The organism is Vibrio sp. SCSIO 43140 (assembly GCF_023716585.1).
GTDB classification, from domain to species: Bacteria; Pseudomonadota; Gammaproteobacteria; order Enterobacterales; family Vibrionaceae; genus Vibrio; species Vibrio maritimus_B.
In genome coordinates this window covers 1290099-1316217 of record NZ_CP071850.1, presented here as the reverse complement: position 1 = coordinate 1316217, position 26119 = coordinate 1290099, and the positions used below count along the sequence as shown (strand labels likewise).

General features: G+C 46.0%; 24 protein-coding genes and 4 tRNA genes. 9 read left to right on the top strand and 19 right to left on the bottom strand.

Annotation, left to right across the window (positions count from 1 at the left end; genetic code table 11):
• Positions 1-464: 464 nt before the first annotated feature.
• From J4N45_RS06200 to uvrY, 8 genes are all read right to left on the bottom strand, one after another.
• Positions 465-1184, bottom strand: coding sequence for a riboflavin synthase subunit alpha (locus tag J4N45_RS06200; protein WP_252014126.1), 720 nt, complete (start codon positions 1182-1184; stop codon positions 465-467).
• A gap of 388 nt (positions 1185-1572) precedes the next feature.
• Positions 1573-1648 (bottom strand) — tRNA-Gly (locus J4N45_RS06195).
• A gap of 27 nt (positions 1649-1675) precedes the next feature.
• Positions 1676-1762, bottom strand: a tRNA-Leu gene (locus J4N45_RS06190).
• Between the two features lie 65 nt (positions 1763-1827).
• Positions 1828-1903, bottom strand: a tRNA-Gly gene (locus J4N45_RS06185).
• 18 nt (positions 1904-1921) lie between these two features.
• Positions 1922-1995: transfer RNA gene (locus J4N45_RS06180), tRNA-Cys, on the bottom strand.
• 356 nt (positions 1996-2351) lie between these two features.
• A complete protein-coding gene (gene pgsA / locus J4N45_RS06175; protein ID WP_042499384.1) occupies positions 2352-2906 on the bottom strand; it encodes a CDP-diacylglycerol--glycerol-3-phosphate 3-phosphatidyltransferase in 555 nt (184 codons plus the stop codon).
• Positions 2907-2954: 48 nt separating this feature from the next.
• A complete protein-coding gene (gene uvrC, locus J4N45_RS06170) occupies positions 2955-4790 on the bottom strand; it encodes an excinuclease ABC subunit UvrC (RefSeq protein ID WP_252014125.1) in 1836 nt (611 codons plus the stop codon).
• 13 nt (positions 4791-4803) lie between these two features.
• Positions 4804-5448, bottom strand: coding sequence for a UvrY/SirA/GacA family response regulator transcription factor (gene uvrY, locus J4N45_RS06165; RefSeq protein WP_006075673.1), 645 nt, complete (start codon positions 5446-5448; stop codon positions 4804-4806).
• Positions 5449-5933: 485 nt separating this feature from the next.
• On the opposite strand from uvrY, the gene J4N45_RS06160 reads away from it, so the two are divergent.
• On the top strand, positions 5934-8312 hold the full coding sequence (locus tag J4N45_RS06160) for a DNA polymerase II (protein ID WP_252014123.1): 2379 nt from the start codon (positions 5934-5936) through the stop codon (positions 8310-8312).
• Between the two features lie 61 nt (positions 8313-8373).
• Here the strand turns inward: J4N45_RS06160 and J4N45_RS06155 are convergent, their stop codons facing one another.
• Complete coding sequence (locus J4N45_RS06155; protein WP_252014122.1) at positions 8374-9159, bottom strand: nucleotidyltransferase domain-containing protein; 786 nt, start codon at positions 9157-9159, stop codon at positions 8374-8376.
• Between the two features lie 141 nt (positions 9160-9300).
• On the opposite strand from J4N45_RS06155, the gene efpL reads away from it, so the two are divergent.
• Together efpL and J4N45_RS06145 are read left to right on the top strand one after the other, a co-directional pair.
• On the top strand, positions 9301-9867 hold the full coding sequence (efpL, locus tag J4N45_RS06150) for an elongation factor P-like protein EfpL (RefSeq protein WP_128648540.1): 567 nt from the start codon (positions 9301-9303) through the stop codon (positions 9865-9867).
• Between the two features lie 3 nt (positions 9868-9870).
• Positions 9871-10188 carry an HI1450 family dsDNA-mimic protein gene (locus J4N45_RS06145; RefSeq protein ID WP_042477477.1) on the top strand — a complete coding sequence of 106 codons (318 nt, stop codon included), beginning with the start codon at positions 9871-9873 and terminating at the stop codon, positions 10186-10188.
• Positions 10189-10238: 50 nt separating this feature from the next.
• Here J4N45_RS06145 and J4N45_RS06140 read toward each other — a convergent pair whose 3' ends face one another.
• The 3 genes from J4N45_RS06140 to J4N45_RS06130 all read right to left on the bottom strand — a co-directional run bounded on the left by J4N45_RS06140 (position 10239) and on the right by J4N45_RS06130 (position 12297).
• Positions 10239-10772, bottom strand: a complete 534-nt coding sequence (locus J4N45_RS06140) for a phosphatase PAP2 family protein (protein WP_252014658.1) — start codon at positions 10770-10772, stop codon at positions 10239-10241.
• 101 nt (positions 10773-10873) lie between these two features.
• The gene (locus J4N45_RS06135) at positions 10874-11260 is read right to left on the bottom strand and encodes a DUF2750 domain-containing protein (protein WP_042477479.1); all 387 of its coding nucleotides are present in this window, start codon (positions 11258-11260) and stop codon (positions 10874-10876) included.
• A gap of 131 nt (positions 11261-11391) precedes the next feature.
• Positions 11392-12297 (bottom strand): manganese-dependent inorganic pyrophosphatase, encoded by a 906-nt coding sequence (locus J4N45_RS06130; protein WP_042477482.1) that lies wholly within the window; start codon positions 12295-12297, stop codon positions 11392-11394.
• Positions 12298-12504: 207 nt separating this feature from the next.
• On the opposite strand from J4N45_RS06130, the gene J4N45_RS06125 reads away from it, so the two are divergent.
• The gene (locus J4N45_RS06125; RefSeq protein WP_252014120.1) at positions 12505-13743 is read left to right on the top strand and encodes a putative manganese transporter; all 1239 of its coding nucleotides are present in this window, start codon (positions 12505-12507) and stop codon (positions 13741-13743) included.
• An 8-nt stretch (positions 13744-13751) separates the two neighbouring features.
• Here the strand turns inward: J4N45_RS06125 and J4N45_RS06120 are convergent, their stop codons facing one another.
• From J4N45_RS06120 to torE, 4 genes are all read right to left on the bottom strand, one after another.
• Positions 13752-15506: a glycoside hydrolase family 36 protein gene (locus tag J4N45_RS06120; protein ID WP_252014119.1), complete on the bottom strand. Its 1755-nt coding sequence runs from the start codon at positions 15504-15506 to the stop codon at positions 13752-13754.
• Positions 15507-15609: 103 nt separating this feature from the next.
• A complete protein-coding gene (gene torA / locus J4N45_RS06115; protein ID WP_234494047.1) occupies positions 15610-18072 on the bottom strand; it encodes a trimethylamine-N-oxide reductase TorA in 2463 nt (820 codons plus the stop codon).
• Positions 18073-18096: 24 nt separating this feature from the next.
• Entirely contained in the window at positions 18097-19278 is a 1182-nt protein-coding gene (torC, locus tag J4N45_RS06110) for a pentaheme c-type cytochrome TorC (RefSeq protein WP_252014118.1), read from the bottom strand.
• Positions 19279-19322: 44 nt separating this feature from the next.
• On the bottom strand, positions 19323-19499 hold the full coding sequence (gene torE / locus J4N45_RS06105) for a trimethylamine N-oxide reductase system protein TorE (RefSeq protein ID WP_042499363.1): 177 nt from the start codon (positions 19497-19499) through the stop codon (positions 19323-19325).
• Positions 19500-19927: 428 nt separating this feature from the next.
• Here torE and J4N45_RS06100 point away from each other — a divergent pair, with 428 nt between their 5' ends.
• The gene (locus J4N45_RS06100) at positions 19928-20722 is read left to right on the top strand and encodes an ABC transporter permease (protein ID WP_252014117.1); all 795 of its coding nucleotides are present in this window, start codon (positions 19928-19930) and stop codon (positions 20720-20722) included.
• 185 nt (positions 20723-20907) lie between these two features.
• Positions 20908-21129, top strand: coding sequence for a hypothetical protein (locus J4N45_RS06095; RefSeq protein ID WP_042474481.1), 222 nt, complete (start codon positions 20908-20910; stop codon positions 21127-21129).
• Positions 21130-21173: 44 nt separating this feature from the next.
• Here the strand turns inward: J4N45_RS06095 and focA are convergent, their stop codons facing one another.
• Both focA and J4N45_RS06085 read right to left on the bottom strand, forming a co-directional pair.
• On the bottom strand, positions 21174-22016 hold the full coding sequence (focA, locus tag J4N45_RS06090) for a formate transporter FocA (protein WP_042474480.1): 843 nt from the start codon (positions 22014-22016) through the stop codon (positions 21174-21176).
• Positions 22017-22248: 232 nt separating this feature from the next.
• On the bottom strand, positions 22249-23433 hold the full coding sequence (locus J4N45_RS06085; RefSeq protein ID WP_252014115.1) for a hypothetical protein: 1185 nt from the start codon (positions 23431-23433) through the stop codon (positions 22249-22251).
• Positions 23434-23692: 259 nt separating this feature from the next.
• Between J4N45_RS06085 and J4N45_RS06080 the strand changes: the two genes are divergently transcribed.
• Positions 23693-23926, top strand: a complete 234-nt coding sequence (locus tag J4N45_RS06080) for a TIGR02647 family protein (RefSeq protein WP_042474566.1) — start codon at positions 23693-23695, stop codon at positions 23924-23926.
• Between the two features lie 319 nt (positions 23927-24245).
• Positions 24246-24671 carry a hypothetical protein gene (locus tag J4N45_RS06075; protein ID WP_252014114.1) on the top strand — a complete coding sequence of 142 codons (426 nt, stop codon included), beginning with the start codon at positions 24246-24248 and terminating at the stop codon, positions 24669-24671.
• Positions 24672-24690: 19 nt separating this feature from the next.
• Here J4N45_RS06075 and J4N45_RS06070 read toward each other — a convergent pair whose 3' ends face one another.
• On the bottom strand, positions 24691-25137 hold the full coding sequence (locus J4N45_RS06070) for a PACE efflux transporter (RefSeq protein ID WP_252014113.1): 447 nt from the start codon (positions 25135-25137) through the stop codon (positions 24691-24693).
• A 97-nt stretch (positions 25138-25234) separates the two neighbouring features.
• Between J4N45_RS06070 and J4N45_RS06065 the strand changes: the two genes are divergently transcribed.
• Entirely contained in the window at positions 25235-26119 is an 885-nt protein-coding gene (locus tag J4N45_RS06065; protein ID WP_252014112.1) for a LysR family transcriptional regulator, read from the top strand.

Here is a 26119-nt window from a genome sequence, read left to right as displayed (position 1 = left end):
ACGCGAACAACAAAACGAGCCCCATCTGAACAACAGATGTGACGAAGCCCAACGCACTTGCGCTAGAAGAAGAGATCGATTCTGTAAATCAAGGCTCTGTGATACTACGGTTTACGCGCAATACACAGTTTGGAAGTACAAAGCTGATTTTTGAGTGAGAGTTAATGTGTTTCAATGTTGGGTTTCCCATTAATATGCCCTTCTAGGCATCAGTATCCCGTCTACTGATTATTGGCATAATCAGTACCTACCCTACGTCGTATCACAATCAGCTTGAATGGTTACGACGCGTATCCCCCAGATTCATTCCGAGATTGCGCGGGAAAGTAACATAGAACTCATTATCATCGCAACCGTTTTTATCACGTAAAACACGGGTCACTCGTTACGTATTATTGCGCAATATTAAACTGCTGACATAAAAAAACCGCCTCTGCAGAGGCGGTCCATTCTAAAACTAACAATTAGCCTTTTTTGTCGCTCAAACTTTTGGTTGTTGCATGACCAATTGTGTCTGCGTCTACACCATTTTGCTCAAGGAATTTTTCGAACATCGGCAGCAGTGGGCCAAGGGTTTCGGCGATGGTATCCCTCACTGTGTCGACGACGACCTGAGTGCCTCGCTCGATCTCAATATTGACGTCGTCACCGACGCCTTTGCCTTCAAACGTCGTCATACGACGTGTTTCTGGAATAAGCCAGACATCAAACCAGCCTTCTTGCTTATCCACCTCAGAAACCGTCAGACTGGCACCATTAATCGCGATATAGCCTTTAGGGAACACATAAGGCTTCCACTCTTTTGGCAACTGAAACTTGATTCGGTAGTTATCTTCTTGCTGCTCTACCGATACCAACGGTGTTTTGAAATCAACATGACCAGATAAAGGGTGTCCGCCAATCTCAGCACCATCTTTAGCTGCACGTTCTACATTGATCATCTGGCCTTGCTCAAAAGAGCTTAGCGTTGTGATATTGAGACTCTGCAACATAACATCAAACGACAAACGCGTGTCCGTTTGTATCTCAGTTACCGTCAAACAGACGCCATCTACAGCGATACTCGCGCCGATTTCAACATCGGTACAAAACCCTTGTTCGAAGTCGATTTCAAAGGTGCGAATGCCGTTTAGGTCTGTAATTTTATCAATAGTGGCGACAGATTGAATAATACCGGTAAACATAGATGCCTCGATTTATCATTAGAGTGCTTATAGTACGGACATCATTGCAAAAAGAATCAGCAAGATAAAGGCTAAAGATGGAAAAGTATTAGAACGAAAAAACCCCAGCATTTCTGCTGGGGTTTTTATGTTTGGAGCGACTCGACCGGATACGGGCACGAGGTTCACCTCACTCCCAGTACAGCAGCTTGAGTCAATAAGGAACAGTGCTAGAGATATAAACGAGAAAACCCCAGCATTTCTGTTGGGGTTTTAATGTTTGGAGCGACTCGACCGGATGCGGGCACGAGGTTCACCTCACTCCCAGTACAGCAGCTTGAGTCAATAAGGAACTGTGCTAGAGATATAAACAAGAAAACCCCAGCATTTCTGCTGAGGTTTTAATGTTTGGAGCGACACACGAGGTTCGAACTCGTGACCTCAACCTTGGCAAGGTTGCGCTCTACCAACTGAGCTAGTGTCGCATTTGTCTTTACAAACTAAATTTGAGATGGTGCCCCGGGCCGGACTTGAACCGGCACAACGCGAACGTCGAGGGATTTTAAATCCCTTGTGTCTACCAATTCCACCACCAGGGCACGCAAAATCCTTTGCGATGGAGACACCATCTTGATACCGCCTTCAAGGCCATATCACTATAATTTGGAGCGACACACGAGGTTCGAACTCGTGACCTCAACCTTGGCAAGGTTGCGCTCTACCAACTGAGCTAGTGTCGCATATTCTCTAAGAGAGAATGGAGGCGCCTCCCGGAGTCGAACCGAGGTCCACGGATTTGCAATCCGCTGCATAGCCACTCTGCCAAGGCGCCTTCTTGTTACTCCTGAGGCTTTGCTTTTCACTTTCGTTTTGAGCAGTTCCTCTTGAGTACGGGAGGCATTTTACGCAATCAGGAAAATGAGTCAACACGTTTTTTGATATTTTGAATCGTTTGACCAAGAAATACCCAAAAAGCGCCAATTTGCTCAATTTTCTAGCAAAAACATGCACATTTAAGACTAGAAAACTTGTCAACTTACCAAAATATGCCTAACCGACAAGCCTAATAGAGCTTACCTATCATCGCATTCGCAAGAGCCATATCCAAGACTACGCCGTGCTAAAATGCAAAAAGGCGAGCTTACTGCTCGCCTTAGTATTCAATACTATTATTCGTTGCCGCGCTAACTACTTATCAGCGTTAAGCAAATCGTCTTTTGCCGCTGCGAGATATTGCATCATTGACCAATACGTCAAAACCGTCGCGACATACAGTGCCACATAGCCAACCCAAATCATCCAATCGTCATAACGCCAAATCAGCACCCAGAGCGCAAACATTTGAGAAACGGTTTTGACTTTACCAACCCAAGATACGGCCACGCTCGCGCGTTTGCCAATCTCAGCCATCCACTCACGCAATGCAGAAATAATAATTTCTCGAGCAATCATGGTTACTGCAGGGATGGTGACCCAAATAGAGTGATAATGTTCGGTGATAAGAATAAGTGCAGTTGCCACGAGGACCTTATCGGCAACAGGATCGATGAAAGCGCCAAAACGGGACGTTTGACCAAGCTTTCTCGCTAACATCCCATCGAGCCAGTCAGTGAAGCCTGCCACCCAGAATATCATAGCGGCGGCAAACGGCGCCCAGCTATACGGAAGATAGAAAGCAACGACGAACACGGGGATGAGAAATAATCTCAACAAAGACAGAATGTTAGGGATGTTTAAACGCATATTATTATCGGCTCTATTTTACTGCCTGTTTATGTTGCGGGATTTTCTTTACTGTTTCAATGCTTGATAGATGTTTTCTGCCAAAGAAATGCTAATTCCTGGGACTTTGGCGATTTCTTCTACACTTGCACGTTTGAGTTCTTGCAAACCACCCATGTATTTTAACAAGGCTTGTCTGCGTTTCGGACCGATGCCCTCAATACCTTCTAAAGGACTGGTTCGACGCGCTTTGGCGCGTTTCGCTCTATGTCCAGCAATCGCATGATTATGACTTTCATCACGAATGTGTTGAATTAAGTGCAATGCCGGCGCATCGCTTGGTAAGTTAAACTCTCTACCTTCTGGAGTGATAAGGGTTTCGAGACCGGGTTTACGGGTTACACCCTTGGCGATACCAATCATTAGTGGGCGTTTTGGCCAATCGTCCCAATACTCAGAAACTATGTCCACCGCACGGTTTAGCTGACCTTTACCACCATCAATAAAGATAATATCCGGAATTTTATCTACATCGATCTGTTTGGAGTAACGGCGTTCAAGCACTTGTCCCATGGCTGCATAATCATCGCCACCGGTAATACCGGTAATGTTGTATCGACGATACTCCTGCTTCACAGGCCCTTCTTGGTTAAACACGACACATGACGCAATGGTGTTCTCACCCATAGTGTGACTGATATCGAAACATTCCATACGGGCGATGTTTTCGATGTTCAACGCATCTTGAAGCGCTTTGAAGCGTTGGTTGATGGTCATCTTGTGGTTGATCTTTGTCGTGATCGCGGTAAGCGCGTTAGTGTTCGACAGTTTCAGGTAGCGTCCCCTCGCCCCAGTCGGATTGATGTGGAACACGACTTTACGACCCGCAATTTCCGTTAAAGCCTTGGACATGTCATTGACGTCTTCCACCAAGCCATCATTAAGAATGATGCGAGTCGGAATTGTGCGAGACTCAGAATGGTTGAGGTAGTACTGACTCAAGAAGCTGTAAAACACCTCTGACTGCTCAGTATTATTCGGAATCTTAGGAAAATGACTGCGACTGCCTAAAATCTTGCCTTGTCGAATCATCAAGATATGAACACATGCCACACCGTTTTCCTGAGCAAAACCCAATACGTCCATATCGTCATCACTGTCTTCAGAAACAAACTGCTGTTCTTGAACACGCCTTATCGCCTGGATCTGATCGCGATACTTAGCCGCTTGCTCAAAGGCAAGGTTACGGCTAGCGTCATCCATTTTCTCCACCAGCATTTGCACCACATTCTTGTCTTTACCTTGTAAGAACAAACGCAGTAAGCCAACCAGTTCCGTATACTCGTCGTCGGAAATAATAGAACTCACACAAGGACCGGCGCAGCGACCAATCTGATACATCAGACATGGGCGACTTCGATTAGCGTAGACAGAGTCTTCGCACTGTCTAACGGGGAAGATGCGCTGTAACAGGTGAAGTGTTTGTCTTACCGCACCAGAATCTGGATAGGGTCCAAAATACTCCCCTTTTTTGCGCCTTGCTCCGCGATGCATGGATAACCGTGGATGCTTATGACCAGACAAAAAGATGTACGGATAGGATTTATCGTCTCTCAACAGTACGTTGTATTTAGGCAGGTACTGCTTGATATAGTTGTGCTCAAGAATCAACGCTTCCGTTTCGGTATGCGTTACTGTCACGTCTATTTTATTGATGTTACTGACTAACGCGCGCGTTTTTTCACTATCGACACGTTTTCGAAAGTAACTAGAGAGGCGTTTTTTAAGGTCTTTGGCTTTGCCGACGTAGATAACGACCGACTCGGCGTCGTACATACGGTAGACGCCGGGTTGGTTTGTTACGGTTTTGAGGAAGGATGTTGAGTCAAAAATGGGTTCCGACACGCGATGTTCTCAACTACAACGTCTCAGTATCTAGCATTCCATGTCGAATCGCTAAGTGAGTCAGTTCAACATCACCGTTGATATCCAGCTTGCTAAACAAGCGGTATCGATAGCTGTTCACGGTTTTCGGGCTCAGGCTCAACTGCTCTGAGATATCCGTTACCTTTTGCCCTTTAGTAATCATCATCATGATTTGAAGTTCACGTTCAGAAAGATCTTTGAACGGGTTCTCTGATGCTGATGAAAACTGGCTTAGCGCCATCTGCTGAGCGATCTCAGGAGAGATGTAACGCTGACCGCTGTTGACTAGACGAATGGCATTCACCATTTCATCAGGCGCAGCGCCCTTGGTCAGGTAGCCCGCGGCACCTGCCTGCATAACTTTTGTCGGAAATGGATTTTCCGTATGCACAGTTAACACGATGATCTTAATGTCTGGATTATGGCGAAGGATTTTTTTCGTCGCTTCTAGTCCACCAATGCCAGGCATATTCATGTCCATTAAAATGACGTCAACATGGTTGCTACGACACCATTTTACGGCTTCTTCACCACTGTCAGCTTCCCCTGCTACATTCATTCCACGGACGTCTTCGATAATACGTCGTATCCCTGTGCGAACCAGTTCGTGATCATCTACAAGGAAAACATTAATCAAACTTGTATCTCCACACTTATCTATTGGCTCTGCGACCACTTGAGGTTAGTGGATAGCAGCATGGCTGACTATCATACCTCATGTTACGTTTAAATGCTCCCATACAAATCGTGCACGGGCGCAAAGTTTGCGAAACACATTACGACGAAGATTCGACGTCGTCAATCAGAAAAACTTTAAAATCATTAGGTTACAAATCATACAACCATTAGCTATCTCTAACCTAACCCCCCGATTTATGGGCATAAATCCCCTTTACACCTCTATGAAACATCTAGCACACTATACTCTAGATATTTGCAAAATCTCGATATAAATCACTATTCTAGAAACATAGTGTTACCACTAAAGTTTAGCTCATATTGAGGTACTTTGGCTCTGGATAGACCTTTGTTACACTTGCTCATCACTCAGAGCTATTATTGAGTAAATATTTTGCACAAATTTTACTCAGCCACAGCAAACCATGTAGGAATTCGCGTCATTTGGACATTCATCAAGGCTTCTTGTTAACCCGCCAAGCGAGAGACTCTCGTTCAGGTCCACAGATAGAGCTGTGGCTCTCTACCCCACAAGGTCCCGCACAAGTCCTCATAGAAGGGCAAAAACCCGTATTTTTCGTACCTACCGCGACTAAAGAATTGGTGCACAGCGCGGCTAAAGAAGCAGGTCTCGCGATCACGGTTAATGACGTTGAAATGACAAGCTTCGATGGTCAAACCCTTGCTGCGGTATATAGCAACTCGATAGCGGCCGCACGTCAGCTCAACGACAAGCTTATTTCACTTGATGTCTTAGTATTAGAGGCAGACATAAAACTCGCTGATCGCTTTCTTATGGAGCGTTTTATTCAGGGCAGCTTAGCCGTTGCTGGGAAGAGCGAAGTGGTCAACTCGGGGCTCCCTAATCAGTTTTTGAGGATCACCGATGCCAAGTGTAAGGCCCATGATTATCAACCTGATCTCAATGTAGTTTCTCTCGATATCGAGTGCTCAGAAAAAGGTGTACTTTATTCAATCGGTCTCGACAGTCCAAAAGACAGCAGAGTGATCATGATTGGCGAGCCGCAAGCTTGCGAGACACCGACACAATGGGTCAGTGATGAAAAATCCTTACTGCTGGCCCTCAATGACTGGTTTCAAGCTTTCGACCCGGATGTTGTCGTTGGTTGGAGTGTAATCGACTTCGATTTTAAGCTGCTAAACAAACGTGCCGAGTTCAACAACGTGGTACTGTCACTAGGTAGGAATAGCCAGAAAATCTATTTTCGCACCTTACCGTCGAGTCAACAGAGTTTTATCACCATGCCCGGTAGAGTGGTGTTGGATGGGATTGATACGCTAAAAACAGCGACCTATAACTTTCGTTCTTGGTCACTCGAATCTGTATCACGTGAGTTATTAGGCGAAGGCAAAGCAATACATAACGTGCACGACCGTATGGATGAAATCAATTCGATGTTCCGTCGTGATAAACCGTCTCTTGCTAAGTACAACTTGCAAGACTGTGTACTCGTAAACCGAATCTTTGACCATACTCATTTACTTCAGTTTGCTATCGAGCGCACCAAGCTGACTGGTGTGGAGCTGGACCGGGTCGGAGGCTCAGTCGCGGCGTTCACCAATCTTTATTTGCCAAGGTTACACCGTGCTCACTATGCCGCCCCCAACCTTCACCCAGAAAACTGGGTAGCTAGCCCTGGTGGTTATGTCATGGATTCCATTCCCGGCTTGTATGATTCTGTGCTGGTTTTAGATTTCAAAAGCCTCTATCCATCGATTATTCGCTCTTTTCTCATTGACCCTATGGGACTGATTGAGGGGCTAAAGCAGGAAATAGGCAAAAATAGAGACCAAGCCGTCGCAGGATTTCGAGGTGGTCAATTCCACCGTACACAGCATTTTCTTCCGAATTTGATCCAAGATTTATGGAAAGCGCGCGACGTTGCAAAAATCAACAATGAAAAGGCATTCTCGCAAGCCATTAAGATCATAATGAACTCGTTTTACGGCGTTCTGGGTTCCTCAGGCTGCCGCTTTTTTGATACTCGACTCGCCTCCTCTATCACCATGCGTGGTCACGAGATCATGAAAACCACTAAGAAGCTGATTGAAGCCCAAGGCTACCAGGTGATTTATGGCGATACCGATTCGACGTTTGTCTCTCTAAATGGAGCGTTCACACCTGAAGAAGCCGATAAGGTAGGTAACGACTTGGTCACGTCTATCAATCAATGGTGGACCGAGCACCTAGAGCAGGAATACCAGCTAACCTCAATTCTTGAGTTAGAGTACGAAACCCATTATCAGCGCTTTTTAATGCCAACAATACGTGGCTCAGAGACTGGCTCGAAGAAGCGATATGCCGGCCTTATTGGACAAGGTAGCAACGAAAGGCTTATTTTCAAAGGGCTTGAAAGTGCCAGAACCGACTGGACAGCCTTATCGCAAGAGTTCCAGCAGACTCTCTACATGATGGTGTTTAAACATCAAGATCCGACGGATTACGTTCGTGAGTTTGTCGAATCAACACTAAGAGGCGAGCACGATGAGCAGTTGATTTATCAAAAACGGCTTCGTAGAAAGTTGCATGAATATCAAAAGAACATTCCGCCTCAGGTTCGAGCAGCAAGGATGGCGGATGAGATTAATCAGCAGTTAGGGCGTCCTTTACAGTATCAGAACCGAGGTCGTATTGAATATGTGATTACGGTTAATGGACCTGAACCAAAAGAGTATCAGCGCTCCCCTATCGACTATCAACACTATATTGATAAGCAGCTGAGACCTGTGGCAGAAGCCATCCTGCCATTTATCGGAATGAACTTCGATGATTTAAGTGCGCCTCAAATGGGGTTGTTCTAGCGAAATACCGTGGAGCCGAAGAATAACGAAAGCGACTAATAGCTGGAAGCTTAGGCCTTACTTAACCTATCTTAAACTCCGTTTTTTGATATTCCTTCACTAGCCATGGTGCAAAGTCATCAAGCAGACCAACAACAGAGCGTTTCGGGATCACTCGCTGCCCTAACAATATTCCAAGACGCTCTATCGTCTGTTGTCGCTCAGGATAATAATCGAGAAACGCTCGGCCACTTTCTAGAGGATCGTCCAGCCAACGTTTGGTTTTATGCAATACCAGACCATATGCAGCGCGAAGTAATTTTTTTGCTAACTGTCGCTGCGCGCTCAATTGTGATTGGGCGTCTTCCGCTAGAGCAACTTCTCTTCTCAGAATGGCAGCGCTCTGTTCAATATCCATATTCCACTGTTTGGCAATTTCCCAACTAGGTACATAGTGACCAAAGCACTCGGCCAAGTCCTCACCATAAACGTTGGTGCAACATTGCTTGAGCAAAAAGCCCCAGGTGAACAACGCCGACAATGACGCCACCTCGCTGACCAGCGCAGTGCGTACAGCTAGCCCTTTCACAAACGGAAAATCTTTCTGAAATCGCCAATTGATGGAGTTAAATAATGACTTTTGACCCGCTGCTAACGGTCTTTGCGTGACCAGCACCACATCAAGGTTCGAGACATTGGGGATGGCATTACCATTTGCCACCGACCCGTAGATATAGACACTGTGCAGATTGTCCTTCAAGCCTGATTTTAGGCAAGCGATAAGATCTTCAACAACAGGAACATAAGTGGGCTGAGGGATAAGCTGATTGATTGGCGACTGGATTGGCACGTGGTTACTTTGCAGCATTGAACATGTCCCTATTCTACGATTGGCTAATTTGGGATTCAACGTTGATTTGTGGCAGGTGAGACACAATTCCCTTCTTGAGCAAACCTAGATTTCGAACGTATAATTGACTGTCTATACAAAAAACGAAGGAAATATTCCATGCCTAAGGCAAGTGAGCTTAAAAAAGGTTTTGCGATTGAGTCAAATGGCAAAACGTTGCTAATCAAAGATATCGAAGTCACCACTCCAGGTGGCCGTGGCGGCGCTAAGATCTACAAGCTACGTTGTACTGATTTGGCAACAGGCTCTAGAGTTGATGAGCGTTTCAAATCAGATGACACTCTTGAAACGGTAGAAATGAACAAGCGCAACGTAACTTTCTCTTACGTTGACGGCGATGAGTACATCTTCATGGATAACGAAGACTACAGCCAGTTCACATTCAAGCACGATGAAATCGAAGATGACCTACTGTTCATCAACGAAGACACGCAAGGTGTTCAAGTTATCCTTGTGAACGGCAGCGCGGTTGGCCTTGAGCTACCATCGTCTGTAGAGCTAGTGATCGAAGAGACAGACCCTTCAATCAAAGGGGCTTCTGCTTCTGCTCGTACTAAGCCAGCTCGTCTATCAACAGGCCTGACTGTGCAAGTACCTGAGTACATTGCACAGGGTGACCGCGTAGTGATCAACACTGCAGAACGCAAATACATGAACCGAGCGTAAGTTATGTCAGAACTCATTTCATACGATGACGTGATCGAAGCGGCGTACGATATCTTCCTAGAAATGGCGCCTGATAACCTTGAGGCTGCTGACGTAATCTTATTCACCGCACAGTTCGATGATCGCGGCGCTGCTGAGATTGTCGAGACGGGCGCTGATTGGGTGGAACATGTTGGCTTTGAGGTTGATGAAAGCTATGCGGAAGTTCGCATTGGCCTAGTAAACGAAGAAGACGATGTGTTGGATGATGTGTTCGCGCGCTTACTTGTGAGCCGTGATCCTGACAATAAGTTCTGCCACATTCTTTGGAAGCGCGATTAGCGTCAAACCAAATCGAACAAAGCCCAGCATCGCTGGGCTTTTTGTTGTCATCACCAAACGTACGTTACAGACATGCCTGCTCCGCGTGAACCCGCATACGGAGTTAAATGAACGTTTTCATCAAGCTTATCGGTAAACAGCCAACCGGTGAACACACCAATTGCGGCGCCTGCTGCTACATCACGCCAATAGTGCTTATCCGCTTGAACGCGCCCGACACCGACAAGTGCCGCTACCCCGTATGCGGGAAGGCCTACTTGCCAACCTTGACGAATATGAAGCGTCGTCGCTGCAGCAAAAGCATTGGCGGTATGATTGGAGGGAAAGCTATTGTTGTCGCTACCATCTGGTCGCGGCGCGTCAATCGTGTATTTGCCAACAAGTCCAACGGCAGAAGCTGAGCCAATACTCAAGCCCGCTTGCCAAACCCCGTCCCAATCGTCTTGATAAGCGGGCAATCCAGCAGCGAGACCCACCAAGCCGTATGCACCTATGTCGCTGAAGGTATTCCAAGCATCTTTATTGGTTGCGTGGCTGACCGGAATATAGGTGATAAGAGTGAGAAGCAGAAAAAGACGTGACATAACAAACGGTAAGCAGGGAATTATGAGCAGAGAGTCTACATCATCTTTGTTTTTCTGCATACCGTATGAAATGTCTTATTACGGTTTGAAGCGCGTTTTTGTTAGCGAGCTTTCGCAGACTGTTTCTTTAGTTCAAAATCGAACTCTTCTGGAAACAGCACCACACCTTCTTCATTTTGGTTAGGGAATACCACGACAGCAAGCTCGTCGTCTTCTAGACCGTAAGTCCAACGGCTGTGCCATTTATTGAGTGAAATCGCTTCAGCTTTACAATTATCCCACTCGCCCGTCGCCCACTGCTCAGCCAGCTCTTGATGCGGCCATACAGGAACGCAATCTTCATCTTCCGTATTGAGCATGACACAACCGTGCTCGTCCGTCAGAATCCAGATTTGACGTTCTTGTACCATGGTTTTCACACTGTACTTCAGTCTTTTCTCTTCATCGTAGCGAGAGATCTCATCAATTTGATGTTGTTCTAATGCCATTGCAGCGCGCCTTTTAGTTTATTTGTCACTCTAGAAACTAGCGTTAAGTCTAGAATATCGGAATTAAAAAAACCCCAGCACCAATGACCTTTTGTCATGGTAACCAGGGCTTTGTAAGACTTAGTGAAAAGTTACACTAGCTCGTTTTGTAGCCAAGGCCAGCCTTGCTTCTTACGGCTCAGTGTATTTTCCATCATTAGCATGCCGTCTTTTTCATGCTTAACAAGCTTCTCAGCCCACTCACCTTTGTAGATTAGACGAGTTTGAGCGGTTGTGATGTCTGTTAGCATCACAGCTGCGAAAGCAAGACCTTCTTCTTCGCAGCGGCGAGTTAGGTCAGCTTCAAGTGCTTCGATCATACCGTCGACCTGCTCAAGTGTTGCCAGTTCAACCTGACCAACAACCACATCACGGCCGTTGAATGGGTATGCTTTCAGATCTTTCTCTACAAGCTCAGCTGCAGACAGACCTTCGATGTTTGTTTTAGCGATCAATAGATCTTTAATGAACGCGTCTAGGTCTTCAACACCCGCAATTTGTGCAAGTTCAAGAACAGCATCTTTATCTTTTTGAGTACATGTTGGAGATGCGAAACCTACTGTGTCAGACAGGATTGCAGACATCATTAGCACTGCTAGTGGGCGAGTGATTTCTGCTTGCTCCATCTTGAACAGGTTAAATAGGATTGTACAAGTACAACCTACAGGCCAAATCCAAGCTTCAAGAGGGTTAACTGTCATCACGTCGCCAAGACGGTGATGGTCAACAATACCTAGGATTTCTGCTTCGTTGATATCGTCCGGCGCTTGCGCTAGATCGGTGTAGTCTACTAGCCACACTTTTTCACCAGCAACGCTTGTGCGTAGTTCTGGTTGGTCAACGCCTGCTGTTGCAAGAATGTGTTGCGTCTCACGGTTAATCTCGCCTTGACGAACTGGCTTCGCTTCAAGACCACGAGCCTTTAGAAGTTCTGCAGCAACAAGTGCACCACAAATGCTATCACTATCTGGGTTTTTATGACCGACAACTAAAATCATTTTGCTTCCTAACTAATTCTGATCATTCAGGCGAGATCGCCTGTATTACTCTCACAGGGGCGATACTTTACCTGATTTTCGCGATTTGTCATCGGTTGATGTGAGATTGAGCCGATTCTTTCATCACCCAGACTCGTAAATGTTATTGAGAATTATTTTCATAAGGATATAATTGATAACTGCTCTCATTTACACCTGGTGTCACTTATGTATCTGGCAAAAACACTTGGCTTTAAAGATGGTTTGTCCATCGACCAATTTGCACCTAAGTACAAACGGCTATTGTTGCCGATAGCACTCACAGTGCTGTTGCTCAATAGTACGACTCGTGACGTCACTATGAATGCCTTAGCGGATGCATTCTGGGCCGTATCCTGTTACGTTGCCTTCACCCTTGTTGTCTACCATCAAGTCGCACGGATGATCTCGAGCAAAAATCGAGTTGTCGAGTTGTATCATCAGTCTCCCACCTACCAGGTTTTGTTTTCATCAGCATTAGGGGCTTTGCCTGGTTGTGGTGGTGCCATCATTGTCACTACCCAGTTTGTAGCAGGACGTGTTGGCTTTGGCTCCGTCGTTGCCGTGTTAACGGCAACTATGGGTGACGCAGCGTTCTTATTACTCGCCAGTCAACCTAGTATTGGGTTTGGAATGATGGCATTAGGTGTTGTTGTCGGTTCTATCACTGGGCTGATAATCAATCGCCTTCATTCTGAAGACTTCTTGCGTCCGAGCCCTGAAGGTAAAATCAGTTCAATGTTAAGCTCGGTCACCCCCTCGGCAAACTGCAGATGTGACACTTCTCGTAGTGGTAGTACTCCTTTACAGAGGAAGGTCATTAACCTCCAAGGGCTATTCTGGTCATGGTTAATCGTGCCAGCCATGTTCATCGCCTTTGCCATATCTTTTCAAATCGATATCAATACGGTAATTGGAGTTCCAGAAGGCACCATTGAGTGGACAGGCGCGATACTAGCGGTAGTGATGATGTTTCTTTGGGCGTTTACAAAAGAGATTAAGGATTACCAAAGTACGGTCGCAGAGGATAATAAAGCCTCAACATCGCACCCAATGCAAAAAGCTGCACAAGACACCCACTTTGTGAGTGCATGGGTTATTGTCGCTTTTCTAACGTTTGAGTTGTCGGTTCATTTTGCCCACTTAGATTTGGGCAATGCTTTATCTGGATATGGCGTTTATATGCCATTTGTTGGGATGCTAGTTGGTCTGCTACCAGGTTGTGGACCTCAGATTTTGGTAACCAGTCTTTACCTGACCGGTGCAATGCCCTTGTCTGCGCAAATCTCCAATGCCCTCTCTAACGATGGCGATGCCTTATTCCCGGCGATTGCTCTGGCGCCTAAGGCAGCGCTGGTCGCGACGTTCTATTCTGCTTTACCAGCGCTGATTGCAGGCTACGGATACTATTGGCTGTTCGAAATCTAACTCAGTTTCTAGTCGTCAGACAGATGAACGATCGACACAATAGCTCGGCTGCTTAATCCTCGATTTACGGGGACTATTTGAATCTGCATCGGATCATCATTGAGCTTTTCTCCTGTCCAGAAATCGTACCAATCACTTGGACTTTCTGTCGTTAGCGTGTACTCATTGACATCATCATCGTAGTGGAACAAGCAATGCAGTCTTCTCTCTTCTGACAACTTAAGTGTTGAATGATTAAGTGATAATGACGTAAACACAGAGGCGTTATTGGTCTGCTTTTGTCTCGCGACTAAGCGCATTAATGTCTCTTGTGCAAAAGGTGTCAGCTCCGGTAGTGGATCTCCCGATAGCAACAGTCCACCTGAGGCCAGCAGCACATCACGGTGGAACTCATACGCTTGGCGGTCGGTACCTTGGTTCGGTAAAGAGGTAAAGGTGGCACAGTCAGGGTCAATCAACCAAAGACGCTGATGCTGCCAGCTGCGATAAAACGTTTCTTTTGCTATCTGCTCGAAACGATGAATATTACGCTCTACATCATCAGAGACACGCATGGCATCGACAAGCCCCAAGGATGGCCACATAGGCGCGTTACAGCCAAGCACTAAGGCATCGCCTGCACCTTCGTTGATCGCTGCCATACCCAAGCGATACGCTTCGACTCCTGTCGCACCGCGCTGATATCGAGACCCCTTTAGCGTCCCCCAATAGTTGGCATCGAGTTTAAATAACTCTACCCCCCACTCTTCGCGCATTATTTTTACTACCTTGGTGAGATGCGCCTGAACCTCTGGATGTGTCGCATCCAAAATATACCAAGGGGTACAGCGCCAGCCTCCATAGGTAACATCCTCAGCTTTAAGTAACTCACCAGATGGATGTCTTAAAAACCAATCGGGATGATCTCTAAAGATGTCCGACTCCGCCTGAGCAATAAAGGGAGCCATCCAAATCGCAGGTTTTTTGCCCTGCTCTCTAATGCTGGTTATCACTGATTGAACACCACCTTCAAATTTGTCTGAAGGCGATAGCCAATCACCCATAAAGGCTTGGTATCCGTCATCAAGCAGCACCCACTCAAGGTCAGTCATCTGTTCACTCATAACAAGGGTGTTGTCGATGACGTTCAGCTTGGTTACTTCGGCATAATAGGCATACCAAGAGCACCAGCCAATTGGACTGTTTTGACTCGCCCCTTGCTTGGCCGGGTGGTGATTCGCTATACAATCTGCATATTGCGCATAGATAGTCTCTAAGCTGTTACCATGAATCACAACTAGAGACTCTAGCGCATTACTCTCCCAGTGTTGTGGATCACTGTCCTCACCATCGAGGCAGGCAACCACATCTAGGCTGTGACCATTTTGCTCAACCTCAAAAAAACCTGCAAAGCGATGACAAGAGGTAAAGCCATAGAGCTGAAAGCCAGTCGACTGCTCAATCACTAGGTAGTTGTAAAATCGCTGCGGTGCATCCGCCGGGTAGATTCGATAGCTTTCATTGTTATCTGGGCAGCGTCCAACATCGACCAGTGCGCCGACTTTACCCGTGGTTTGACACAGCATTTGAAAACCATCCCCCAACAGCTGTGCACTGGCCTCAATCTGATTTTCAAATCGCACGAGAGGCGTTCGAGTAGGTAAAGATTGGATAAGAACGCTTTGATAATGGAACGTCAGTTCCTTGCCATCAAGGCGCACCTCTATGTGTGGATTTATTGCTAGAGCATCAAGCTCTGGAGAGACAGGAATATACTCGGTCATTATTACTCAATCTTTTTGTCCTATACATATTGAGTATATTGTTAGGTAAAAAAAAACCCATCGTTACCGATGGGTTTTGTGTTCTAGTTGGCACTTCGAGACGTTATACAACCTCGATTGGGCCACCAAACGCGGTAACTGGCGGCACCTTACCAGTGAACTTCTCGAAGTCCACCAAACAAGTGTTCGCAGATGTTGCCTGTGCTAGCTCAGAAGATGGGATATCTTGCGTAAGCGTGTTTGGATCGCCGTAAGTATCTAGTGCGCCAATCTTCTCGTTTAGCGGGCCATACCAAGCACCTTCCTCGATACGAACCACACCCGCAGCATAGCTATCGGTCACAACCGCACCAGCCAGTAGCTGACCACGATCGTTGAACACGCGAACTAGATCACCATCTTTAATGCCCTTAGATTTCGCATCTTCAGGGTTAATGTAGATAGGCTCACGACCCTGAACCGCGTATGTTGCACGGAATTCTTCCGACTCACACATTTGTGAGTGTAGGCGCTTGTCCGGGTGGCAAGATTGTAGCCAGTATGGATGTTTGTCAGAACCTGGACCACCGTGTGAACGCTCAGACTTTTCAAACCACATTGGGTGTTCTTGGCAATGCTCGTAGTTCATGTTACCGATAGTACGGCTAGTGATCTCAATAAAACCAGAAGGTGTACCTAGTGCGTTGATCTCTGGATCTTCACGGAAGTCAGCATGACGTACCCAAGGTTTACCTGTACCGAAGTCTAGGAAGCCTTTTTCCCAGAACTCTTCAAATTCCGGAAGATCGAACTTACCTTTGTTCGCTTCTTTACAGTTGTTGTAAAGCGTTTTAACCCACTCCATCTCGTTCATGCCACGAGTGTAGTCGTCAGAACGGCCCCAGCGAGCGGTTAGCTCTGTCATGATGTCGAAGTCTGTCTTCGACTGGAACAATGGGTCAACTAGCTTGTGCATCGCAATCAGACCGCGGCCTGAGTATGCGCCATAGCCATCAATATCGTTGCGCTCAAACTGAGTACATGCTGGCAGCACGATATCCGCAAAGCGACAGGTTGCCGTCCAAGCGAAGTCGATAGACACAACCGTGTGAAGGTTACGGAACGCTTTCTTCATACGGTTACGGTCTTGGTGGTGATGCCAAGGGTTGTTACCACTGAACACCATCATCTTCACGTCAGGAAGCGTTACCACAGAACCGTTTGAGTTGATCTTCTTACCCGGCTCAAGCAGCGCATCCACCCAACGAGCTACTGGGATTACACGGCTGTAACCGTTGAAATCTTGGTTCGTGTGCTTAGGCGTCTGTCCTTGATCGATGTTCAACGGGAATGAGCCAGGAGCTGCGAATCCAGTTGACGGTACACCGATACCTGAGTAGTGATGACCATATGACACGCCGCCACCAGGTAGACCAATTTGACCGATCATTGCAGCAAGTACCGCACCCATCCAATATGGCTGTTCGCCATGCTCTTGGCGTTGGATACACCAGCCAAACAAGATCTGTGTACGACCTTTAACCAGCATGCGAGCGAATTCGCGGATCTTGTCAGCAGACACACCACAAATTTCAGCCGCCCATTCTGGCGTTTTCTCAACTTTGTCTTTAGTTTCACCTTGAACGTACTTGATGAAATCATCGAAACCTAGGCAATAAGTATCGATAAATTCCTTGTCGTGAAGATCTTCGTTATACAGTACGTGTGCCATACCTAGCATGAATGCTACGTCTGACTGTGGGTTCACATAAAGATGTTCGTTGCCTAGGTAGCGCTGTGTTTTGTTCTTCACAGGGTCTACAGAGATAACGTTGATTTCTTTTTTAGCGACCTTCTCTTTTAGCTGCTCTAGATACGCGAATGACTCGTGCGTTTCACATGTCCAGCCTACCTGAAGGTTCTTCACTGGGTCGTTTGCCCAAAGAATGATGTTGTCACTGTTCTCTAGGATCAGTTCCCAAGACGTACCTTGTGCATATACTTCGGTTGAACCCAAAACATACGGAAGGATTGTTTGACCAGCACCTGTTGAGTAGTCACCCACTTTCTTCACAGAGTAGCCGTGTAAGCCCATAGCGCGTTGCATATGGTTGTTACAGCTATGCATCTGACCGGTTTGACGCCAACCTGTTTGACCTGTGTGAAGTGCCCATGGACCGTAGTCTTTCTGAACACGCTCTAGCTCACGGTAGAACAAATCTAATGCTTCGTCCCAAGTGACACGCACGAAACGGTTGTTACCACGAGTCTCAGCCGCGTACTTGTGCTTTTTCAGCCAGTCTAGGCGAACCATTGGATAACGAACGCGTGAAGGGCTGTAGATAATACCTTTAATACCATCCAGCATATCTGTTGGGTATTTATCGACTTCTAGCGGCTTAATCTCTTGAACCTTACCACCCCAAACTCGGGCGCGGAACGCGCCCCAGTGTGAGCCAGATACTTTCCACGTGCCGTCTGTCTCAGCGGCGCTTGCAGATGCTGACGCCAACAGGCTAGGACCGATTAGTGTAGCTGCACTCGACCCTGCAACGCCTTTAAGGAAGCTTCTTCTTGTAATTGCCATTTTATAACTCCAATTGACGTCTTATTAGTGGTGACCTTCAGCGTAATCTGAAGAGTGCTTCTGTAGATACTTAAGAACTAGGGCTTCTGTATCTGTATCGAAGTTAACGAATGCGATCATACCGTCTAGCATGCCTACCCAGCCGTTTGCACTAAAGTGCGCCACATCAGGCTGTGTGTGACAAGTAGAACAGTTCGTTACATACGCTTCACCAGCTGCGCTCCAAATTGGAGTGAAGTCAGTAACCATAGATTCTTGTTTCATCCATAGGTCAACCGCCACTTCTTCCCAAGGCAAACCTGTTAGCTCGTCTTCTTTCTTCTCACCAACGGTTACGTCAGCGCTTTGAGAAACTTCACGAGTAAGGATTGCAGTCGAAATGTTTTGACCAAACTCTTCTTGGATAACGCGACCAAAGCCTTTCGCTTTGCGCCAACCGTCAATCTCAATTTTGATCATGTCGCCTTTCACATCCAAGATTTCTACTTTACTCGCAGGGCTCAATAGACCCGCTTCCGTAGTGCCTGTTTCATCTGTGTATAGAGGCAAGTGACGGATAGAAACAACCGAGTTACCTTTTGAGTAAGACGTGCTGTTTGCTACTTGCTCTAGATCGCCAACGATACCACTCGCTGCAGCCATGTCTTTTGGCAGGTTGTGTGCGATACCTTTATGGCAGTCAACACAGCTTTGGTCACGCTCAGCCGCTGATTTCATTTGAATACGTGCGGTTGGTGACATTAACTCGAAGTCCATCGAGTCATAGTTATGACAGTTTTTACACTCTAGAGATTGGTTCGCAGAGAAACGATCCCATTCGTGACGCGCTAGCTCTAGGCGACGCGCTTCAAATTTCTCAGGTGTATCTAGATCGCCGAAAACTTGCGCGAACACTTCTTTCGAAGCTTGCATTTTACGGGCAATTTTATCGGTCCAGTTGTGGGGTACGTGACAGTCTGGGCACGTTGCACGCACGCCAGAGTGGTTTTTCCAGTGAACCGTCTCTTGCAGTTCTACGTACACGTTGTCACGCATCGTGTGACAGCTAATACAAAACTCTTCGGTGTTGGTTGCTTCTAGCGCAGTGTTAAAACCACCCCAGAACACGATACCCGCAATGAAGCCACCAGCGGTCAACACACCTAGGCTGATATGAACAGCCGGGCGAGTGATAGTGCGCCAAAGTTTAATAAAAAAGGATTTCATGACTAACTCTCTTGAAACTTGCTGATTGAATGTCGATTACGGGATTAGCCGTGTACACCAGGAGGACCAAACACGAACATTTGGAGCATCCAAACAATAAATCCGTAGCCACCCACGATAGCCACACTCAACAGAGGGAAGAATACGGCACAGATGAAGAAAAACGATTTCCACTCCATCCCGTGCTTTTCCGCACTTTCTACTTTGTTAACATCACTCATACATTTGCCTATTTTGTATGTTGTCCAGTACGCGAACATTCCGCTAGGAACGCTCAATTATTTAAAACATCTATGGGAAAATGCTAAACCATACCAATAGTAAGGTTCAATCAATTCCGCCCTCCCACCCCTTGTTATTCAACAGTTTTTTGAGTTCATCCAGACTTGTATTCAATTAAAAATCGATGTGTAAAGTTATGAACAGATATGAAAAATTAATACTGTTGCCAATGTGTAACTATAGTCACTTTATCGCAACATTACTTGCTTGTGGCACATGAAATTCACATGCAATTGCAAACCATAGACTTAAGGTTGAAACCAGAAATGTTATATATTTGTTGCATTTAGCACGTATGAACTGCGTGATTGAAAAGGAAAATTTAAGTACACTTTCTCTACCCATTTAGTAGAGGTCAGGGCTTTTCATGCAAGACGTCGTCGACATCACTTGGTGGCAAATATTGCTGTTTGCCACAACGTTAGTTATCCCATTTTCCATTAATCACTACTACAAACTGGGGATTGGCAAAGACGCGAGTGTGGGCTTGATTAGAATGACCGTTCAACTGGCTTTAGTCGGGCTCTATCTAGAATATCTTTTCTATTTGAATAGCTTAGTCGTAAACCTGCTCTGGCTCGCAGTCATGATATTAGTCGGGGCCAATGCTATCGCCACGAAGTCGAAGCTACCGAGAAAGCCCATTGTTGGCTTTGTTGTCGTCGGATTAGTAATCGGGTTGCTCCCTGTTCTAGCACTACTTTGTTTGGTTACAGTGCAACCAGACCCATTTTACAGTGCACAGTATGCGATTCCGCTTTCTGGGATGTTATTGGGAAATAGCTTGGGCGGTAATATCGTCGCCTTGCAAAACTTCTACAGCACGCTTGAGAGTCGCTGGAGTGAGTATCAGGCCGCCATTTCGCTAGGTGCTCCCATACCTATGGCAACCTTACCTTTCATTCGTTTGTCGCTTCAAAAATCTCTAGCACCAATCCTCGCCACCATGGCAACAACCGGGTTAGTTTCACTGCCAGGAATGATGACTGGTCAAATATTAGGCGGAGCAAGTCCCGTTGTTGCGATCAAATATCAGCTCGTGATCATGATGGCTATCTGGGTAATGATGAGCATCTCAATTACAGTGTGCCTAAACCTCGTCGTACACCGTGGCTTTGAACCGAGCGGAAAGCCCAAAATTCGCCCGCTTGATCAGTCATAACAGGGGCTTGATCATGGTTACACACTAACTTTAAACCAGGTTATCCACAGGATATGTGGATAACCAAGTAGTTGAGTTTAGTATTATTTGTCTGTATTTCGGGAATGTGATCCTCAAGATCAAGGTTATCTGAGTGCATCGTCATAAGATTGTCACGCTAAGCGGTTAAATTACCAGCAACTGAGATGCGCAGTAACGGTATGTTCACCGATACTCGCAAACGACTATCACGTCACATCAAGGAAGCAGGTATGTTAGAAATGACGCAAGAGCAGGAAGATGTTGGTCGTAATTGGCTAATCAGTACCCCCGACGCACTGACAGAATCTGGTGAGCGAGTTGGCGATATTATCCCGACCGAGATTTGGTGCGAAGGGTCAACACCACTGACAACGGATTGGCGATAGTAAAAAAAGGGCGACAACGCCCTTTTTTGCATGGTTTCCAAAGGTTAATCGCGCAAGTAGATAAGCCAGTAAAGCATTCCGACAAATATACCGCCACCAATGATGTTTCCTAGTGTCACAGGGATCAGGTTATTCACCACGAATCCTATCAAGTTGAGGTCGGCAAACTCTGCTGGCGTCGAGCCAATAGACTGCCAAAACTCTGGCGAAGCAAGATTCTTAATGCCAATTGCCATTGGTACTTGGAACATGTTCGCAATACAGTGCTCAAAGCCAGCAGAAACGAACATGGCAACGGGCAAAACCATAACAATAATTTTATCCGTCAGCGTGCGACCACTGAACGTCATCCACACCGCCACACAAACCAATACGTTACACATGATGCCTAACGCAACTGCCTGCCAGAAATCATGGTGCAGTTTATGTTGTGCGATATGCATGGTATTTAGACCCACTTGCCCACCATCAAACATATACTGCTTTGCAGTAAGCATGATACCTACCAAGAACAGCGCACCAAGCATATTGCCCAGATAAACCACCAGCCAGTTTTTAAACAGCGAACCCCAGGTAATTTTGCCGCTAGCTCGCGCAACTAGAGTAAGGACCGAACTGGTGAAAAGCTCGCCACCTGTAATTATAACGAGTACCAGACCTAAGCTAAAAGCAAGTCCACCCAGGAACCGAGTAATGCCCCAAGGTAAATCGCCTGCGCCTGTGGTAATTGTGGTATAGAAAATAAACGCGATACCAATGTGCAAACCGGCGGTGATAGCCAGTAAAAAAGACTTCATTGGATCTTTTGTCGCTTTGCCTACGCCCGCTTCTGCCGCGCGCTCCGCCATTTGAGGTGGCAACAACGCGTCAAATTGATTGATTTCCATCTTGCTCTTACATATCTGGTTACAATTAGAATTGGGCGCGGATAATCACTCCGATCAATCAATAAATCAAGCGTTATTTTCAGGCTAAATGTTATTTCCCATAATTGAGCTGTTTCACTCACCGAGGAGTGAGTGAAATGCGCTTCACGCCCTCGTTCTTCACTTGCGTAAAGCAAAAAAAAGCGCCGCTATCGCGACGCTTTCTAGGAGGCTATTTATACGGGGTGGCCGCCTATTCAGCTTTTTCTTGCAAAGCTGAAACGAGCTTTTTCAGCGCTTCAATTTCTGCTCGGTTCTCAGCCGCCGTATTTTGAGCAGCTTTAGCTTTCTCAGAAGGCACTGAGCCATCTGATTGCTGTTGCTGCAACAAGGCAATTTGCTGCTTCAACAAGGCATTTTCTTTTTTTAGTGCCTCGGTGTTATCGGCTGCCCTCAATCGCTCAACATCGTGCGCGATTCGATTTGATTGCGCAGAGAGAGACTGATCGCGATAGTCATTGCCTTTTGCAGCAGATGATATCCGATACATTCGAGATTCGGCTTCCAGTACAAATGGCTCGTATTGAGACTTCTCAACATTAATCAACTTGGTCACCTCTTGCACCACAGACTCTAGACGACGGAACTGAAACTGGATACGGTCCACTTGTTCATCGATTTCAGTAAATGCGCGGGGAGACTGAGTAACAAACTCGGCGAGCTCATTAATACCCTGCTCAACGTACCCATAACTGACAGGAGCAAGAATGTTATACCTAGCACTCGCTAACGTTGCGAGTTGTTCTTGCAACGGTTTCACGTATTTCGCATCAATAACTCGAATCTCGAGCGCTTTTGCGTTCACTAAGAATCGGTCTTGAGCGCTCGAGGCATGTTCGACCTCTGATACGACCAAATGCTCAAACAGGCGCTGATAATCACGATTCATGGTATTCATTGCATGTTTGAAATAGCGGCTTGCCTCAATACTGTTCAAGTAAGCCATTTCTGTCATCGCAGGCGCCAACAACTCGTCCGCTTGCTTCTTCAAGCCTTGGATCGCTTTGTAGTTGTATTCGACTGAATTGATACGATCGCGGAATCCTACCGCATAGGTCTCGCTCGAAAATACTGAATGCTTTGCATCGATCTGATTGGGATCTTTTCTTATTTCAACGAAAAGGGCATGTGCACTTTTCCACGACGACATCATCTCGCGATAGTTTTCCGGTGCGTACACTCTTAGCGACTCGGCACCCTCAAGTGCTTTCGCCCAATAATCAAACGTCGCAGATAATTGTTCATATTCCTTACCACGAGTCTGTTGTAATTCCTCTGGGCTCAGATTTGCCCTAGCGTCGTTTACACTAGGAGTACTTGCACACGAGGCAACACCTAGTGCACACAGCAATACAACCATTGATTTGCGTGTAGACATCTACTCTCCTAAACAGGGACGACTATCCCTTACACTTGCTCGTCAACCAACGACCAGCAAAACATATCACTATATTCAAATTGCGTCGTAAAGAACATGTCAACAAGGTCTAACTGGTTATAATTCATTCACTTAGTAGTAAAATATTACGATTCATTACCAGAAGGCGGCGCAAGCTAACACTTTATTCAATCTGCGATTGTCATTAGTGCAAAACAGCACTATGTTGATTGAAGAATCTCAACTAAGAGGCAAATCTATGAAATTCACGCCAGACCATCTCGCCGAGATGAACCTATTACTGCAATTCGATATCAGCAGTGCGGCAACGGGAATTAAAGTTCACCATGACGCGAGTGAAGACATGCAAAAAGCAGTCCAAAGACTCTATGACAAAGGACTATGCACATTGCCTGATGGTGGATACTTGACGGATGAAGGGATTGAAGTAGCAGAGTGCGCGGACAAAATTTTACGAGTGCTAAGCTCATAGATAGTTAACCATAAACATAGAAGAGTGGTAGCGGCGACCCGTTGCCACTTTTCATCGGATTCAAGGTACCTTGCCTCCTTCCCGACTCGTTGCGCCAACCGCTGACATACCCCCTCTTAGACACTGCCAATTACTAATTACAGAATTACAGAATTACAGAATTACAGAATTACAGAATTACAGAATTACAGAATTACAGAATTACGCAGTAAATAACCTGTAACATCCTGTTTTCAAATAGTATCTTCTAGTTTGTTACTTATGTATCTACTTTAGAAAAAGTAACATAGGTGTCAGTAAATCGTTCGAGGAAGATAAGATGGACAACAATCAATATAATCGTGAAACACTGACTGCTGGTTACTGGGTCTTACATAACTTTCACTACGGACATGTCGCAGAGGCGCGATGTAACCTTGACCTTGTCAAGAGTATTTCAATCCACAAAGCACCGAGTGCCGATCTTATTAACGTTTCAATCGACTTTGTCGCTGAACTTGTCAAAGAAGCGAACTGCATCGAGATGACCTTTGCCGATGGCAAGCAAATCAATCTATCTGATTATATCGATTATCAATGTAATCGCGGGCTGACCCAACTGGTGCGCTGTCTAATCCCAGTGGAGTATGCATCATCTTTGTTGAATGAAACTGGATTTACCATTCGCGTTGAAGGCAATGAAAGCCACATCGATACCAACAATGCGACGAACATTATCGACAACGCCATTCGTTACGCACATTAATGATCACATTGCCTGACAACTAGTTTGTCGGGCATTTCTTATCTCTTTGCCACCATGATACGCAGCGTCTGTAAGGGGTCCATTTGTCGTATGCCCAGTTGAAGGCAGCCGTAAAAAAGAAGAAAAACACCAAAAAGCCCGCTTCGATAATCAGTGCAGTCAACAAAGAAACCTGTAACAACCAAGCTATTGCTGGGATTGTAAAAATGATCAATCCCCCCTCAAAACCGAGTGCATGACCGACTCTTGTCATCATGCTGCGTTCACTGCGCTCTCCGGGTACCAACCGATCAAACAGTACGTTATACACGTAGTTCCAGATAACGGTAAAAACACTCATCCCAACACCAATGATCATCATTTGTAGGGATTTTGTCCCTGTCGCAATGGAGGCAACAGGAATAATGATAGAAAGTGCAGTTAATTCAAACAGTACTGCATGGAAAAGCCTTTCTTTTACACTCATATACTTAACACCTAATTCAGTATTTAGGACTAGCAATTAGTGCATTATCAATTAAGCTTAAGTTCATAGAAAGTTAGGTCACATCAGGATAACTGATATGTTAAGTGTTGAACAAATCGAAGCCTTTATCACCACAGTTGAGGCCGGCTCATTTTCTGGTGCAGCTCGTAAACTTGGCAAAGTACAATCCGCCGTTAGCCAAAATATTATGAACCTTGAGATCGATTGTGGAGTGGAGTTATTCGATCGTCGAGGTCGATATCCTGTGTTAACGGAAGAAGGAGAAAAGCTGTTACCTTATGCCAAGGCTGCCATGGTACAACATAATCGGCTAACCGAGCGCGTCGACAGTCTCACTCTAAAAGACATCCAACCTATAGTACTCACTATTGATGAAGGTATTCCTTTTGACCGCATCACACCCATCATCCGTACTTTATCTGAGGAGTTCACCAGGCTTGAGCTAGAGGTTCTCTTTGCCTCAAGTAACGACGCGATAGAGATGGTACAAACTGGGAGGGCGACATCGGCACTGGTCCACGAAGACTTATCTATACCCTTCTCGCTCGACTTTGAGAGCATCGGCTCTATGCAATTTGATATCTATGTTGCGACCGACCACCCTCTCGCTAAGACGGTAGCTCCTCACTTGGAGATACTCAGCCTCCACCGACAGCTTTGTATTAGCTCAAGGAACTCAAAATCAAGTAATGTACAACAAGCACTGAGCCCAGATATTTGGTATTCAGACAGCTATCAAATGCTCCTAGAGTGGTGCATTGCTGGGTTTGGTTGGACTTATATTCCGAGTTACCTGGCAAAAAGTGCCATTGAGCAAGGAAAAATTATCCCAGTCCCTGTAGAGTTTGAGAAGGTATCAGCAATCATTAACGTCAGCATTATTCAACACTCAAGTAAGAGTAAGGATCTTGGTCATCGCAGATTAAGAGAACTACTCAAGCAAAATTTCCAGGAGGGCTAG

Coding starts and splice junctions, on each gene's coding strand:
- J4N45_RS06140 (WP_252014658.1), bottom strand. CDS start 10,772: ATGTCACGTCTTTTTCTGCTTCTCACTCTTATCACCTATATTCCGGTC.
- torA (WP_234494047.1), bottom strand. CDS start 18,072: ATGGCAATTACAAGAAGAAGCTTCCTTAAAGGCGTTGCAGGGTCGAGT.
- J4N45_RS06145 (WP_042477477.1), top strand. CDS start 9,871: ATGTCAGAACTCATTTCATACGATGACGTGATCGAAGCGGCGTACGAT.
- pgsA (WP_042499384.1), bottom strand. CDS start 2,906: ATGCGTTTAAACATCCCTAACATTCTGTCTTTGTTGAGATTATTTCTC.
- torC (WP_252014118.1), bottom strand. CDS start 19,278: ATGAAATCCTTTTTTATTAAACTTTGGCGCACTATCACTCGCCCGGCT.
- J4N45_RS06085 (WP_252014115.1), bottom strand. CDS start 23,433: ATGTCTACACGCAAATCAATGGTTGTATTGCTGTGTGCACTAGGTGTT.
- J4N45_RS06095 (WP_042474481.1), top strand. CDS start 20,908: ATGCGCAGTAACGGTATGTTCACCGATACTCGCAAACGACTATCACGT.
- J4N45_RS06075 (WP_252014114.1), top strand. CDS start 24,246: ATGGACAACAATCAATATAATCGTGAAACACTGACTGCTGGTTACTGG.
- J4N45_RS06130 (WP_042477482.1), bottom strand. CDS start 12,297: ATGATTTTAGTTGTCGGTCATAAAAACCCAGATAGTGATAGCATTTGT.
- J4N45_RS06125 (WP_252014120.1), top strand. CDS start 12,505: ATGTATCTGGCAAAAACACTTGGCTTTAAAGATGGTTTGTCCATCGAC.
- torE (WP_042499363.1), bottom strand. CDS start 19,499: ATGAGTGATGTTAACAAAGTAGAAAGTGCGGAAAAGCACGGGATGGAG.
- efpL (WP_128648540.1), top strand. CDS start 9,301: ATGCCTAAGGCAAGTGAGCTTAAAAAAGGTTTTGCGATTGAGTCAAAT.
- focA (WP_042474480.1), bottom strand. CDS start 22,016: ATGGAAATCAATCAATTTGACGCGTTGTTGCCACCTCAAATGGCGGAG.
- J4N45_RS06070 (WP_252014113.1), bottom strand. CDS start 25,137: ATGAGTGTAAAAGAAAGGCTTTTCCATGCAGTACTGTTTGAATTAACT.
- J4N45_RS06120 (WP_252014119.1), bottom strand. CDS start 15,506: ATGACCGAGTATATTCCTGTCTCTCCAGAGCTTGATGCTCTAGCAATA.
- J4N45_RS06100 (WP_252014117.1), top strand. CDS start 19,928: ATGCAAGACGTCGTCGACATCACTTGGTGGCAAATATTGCTGTTTGCC.
- J4N45_RS06065 (WP_252014112.1), top strand. CDS start 25,235: ATGTTAAGTGTTGAACAAATCGAAGCCTTTATCACCACAGTTGAGGCC.
- J4N45_RS06135 (WP_042477479.1), bottom strand. CDS start 11,260: ATGGCATTAGAACAACATCAAATTGATGAGATCTCTCGCTACGATGAA.
- J4N45_RS06080 (WP_042474566.1), top strand. CDS start 23,693: ATGAAATTCACGCCAGACCATCTCGCCGAGATGAACCTATTACTGCAA.
- J4N45_RS06200 (WP_252014126.1), bottom strand. CDS start 1,184: ATGTTTACCGGTATTATTCAATCTGTCGCCACTATTGATAAAATTACA.
- J4N45_RS06155 (WP_252014122.1), bottom strand. CDS start 9,159: ATGCTGCAAAGTAACCACGTGCCAATCCAGTCGCCAATCAATCAGCTT.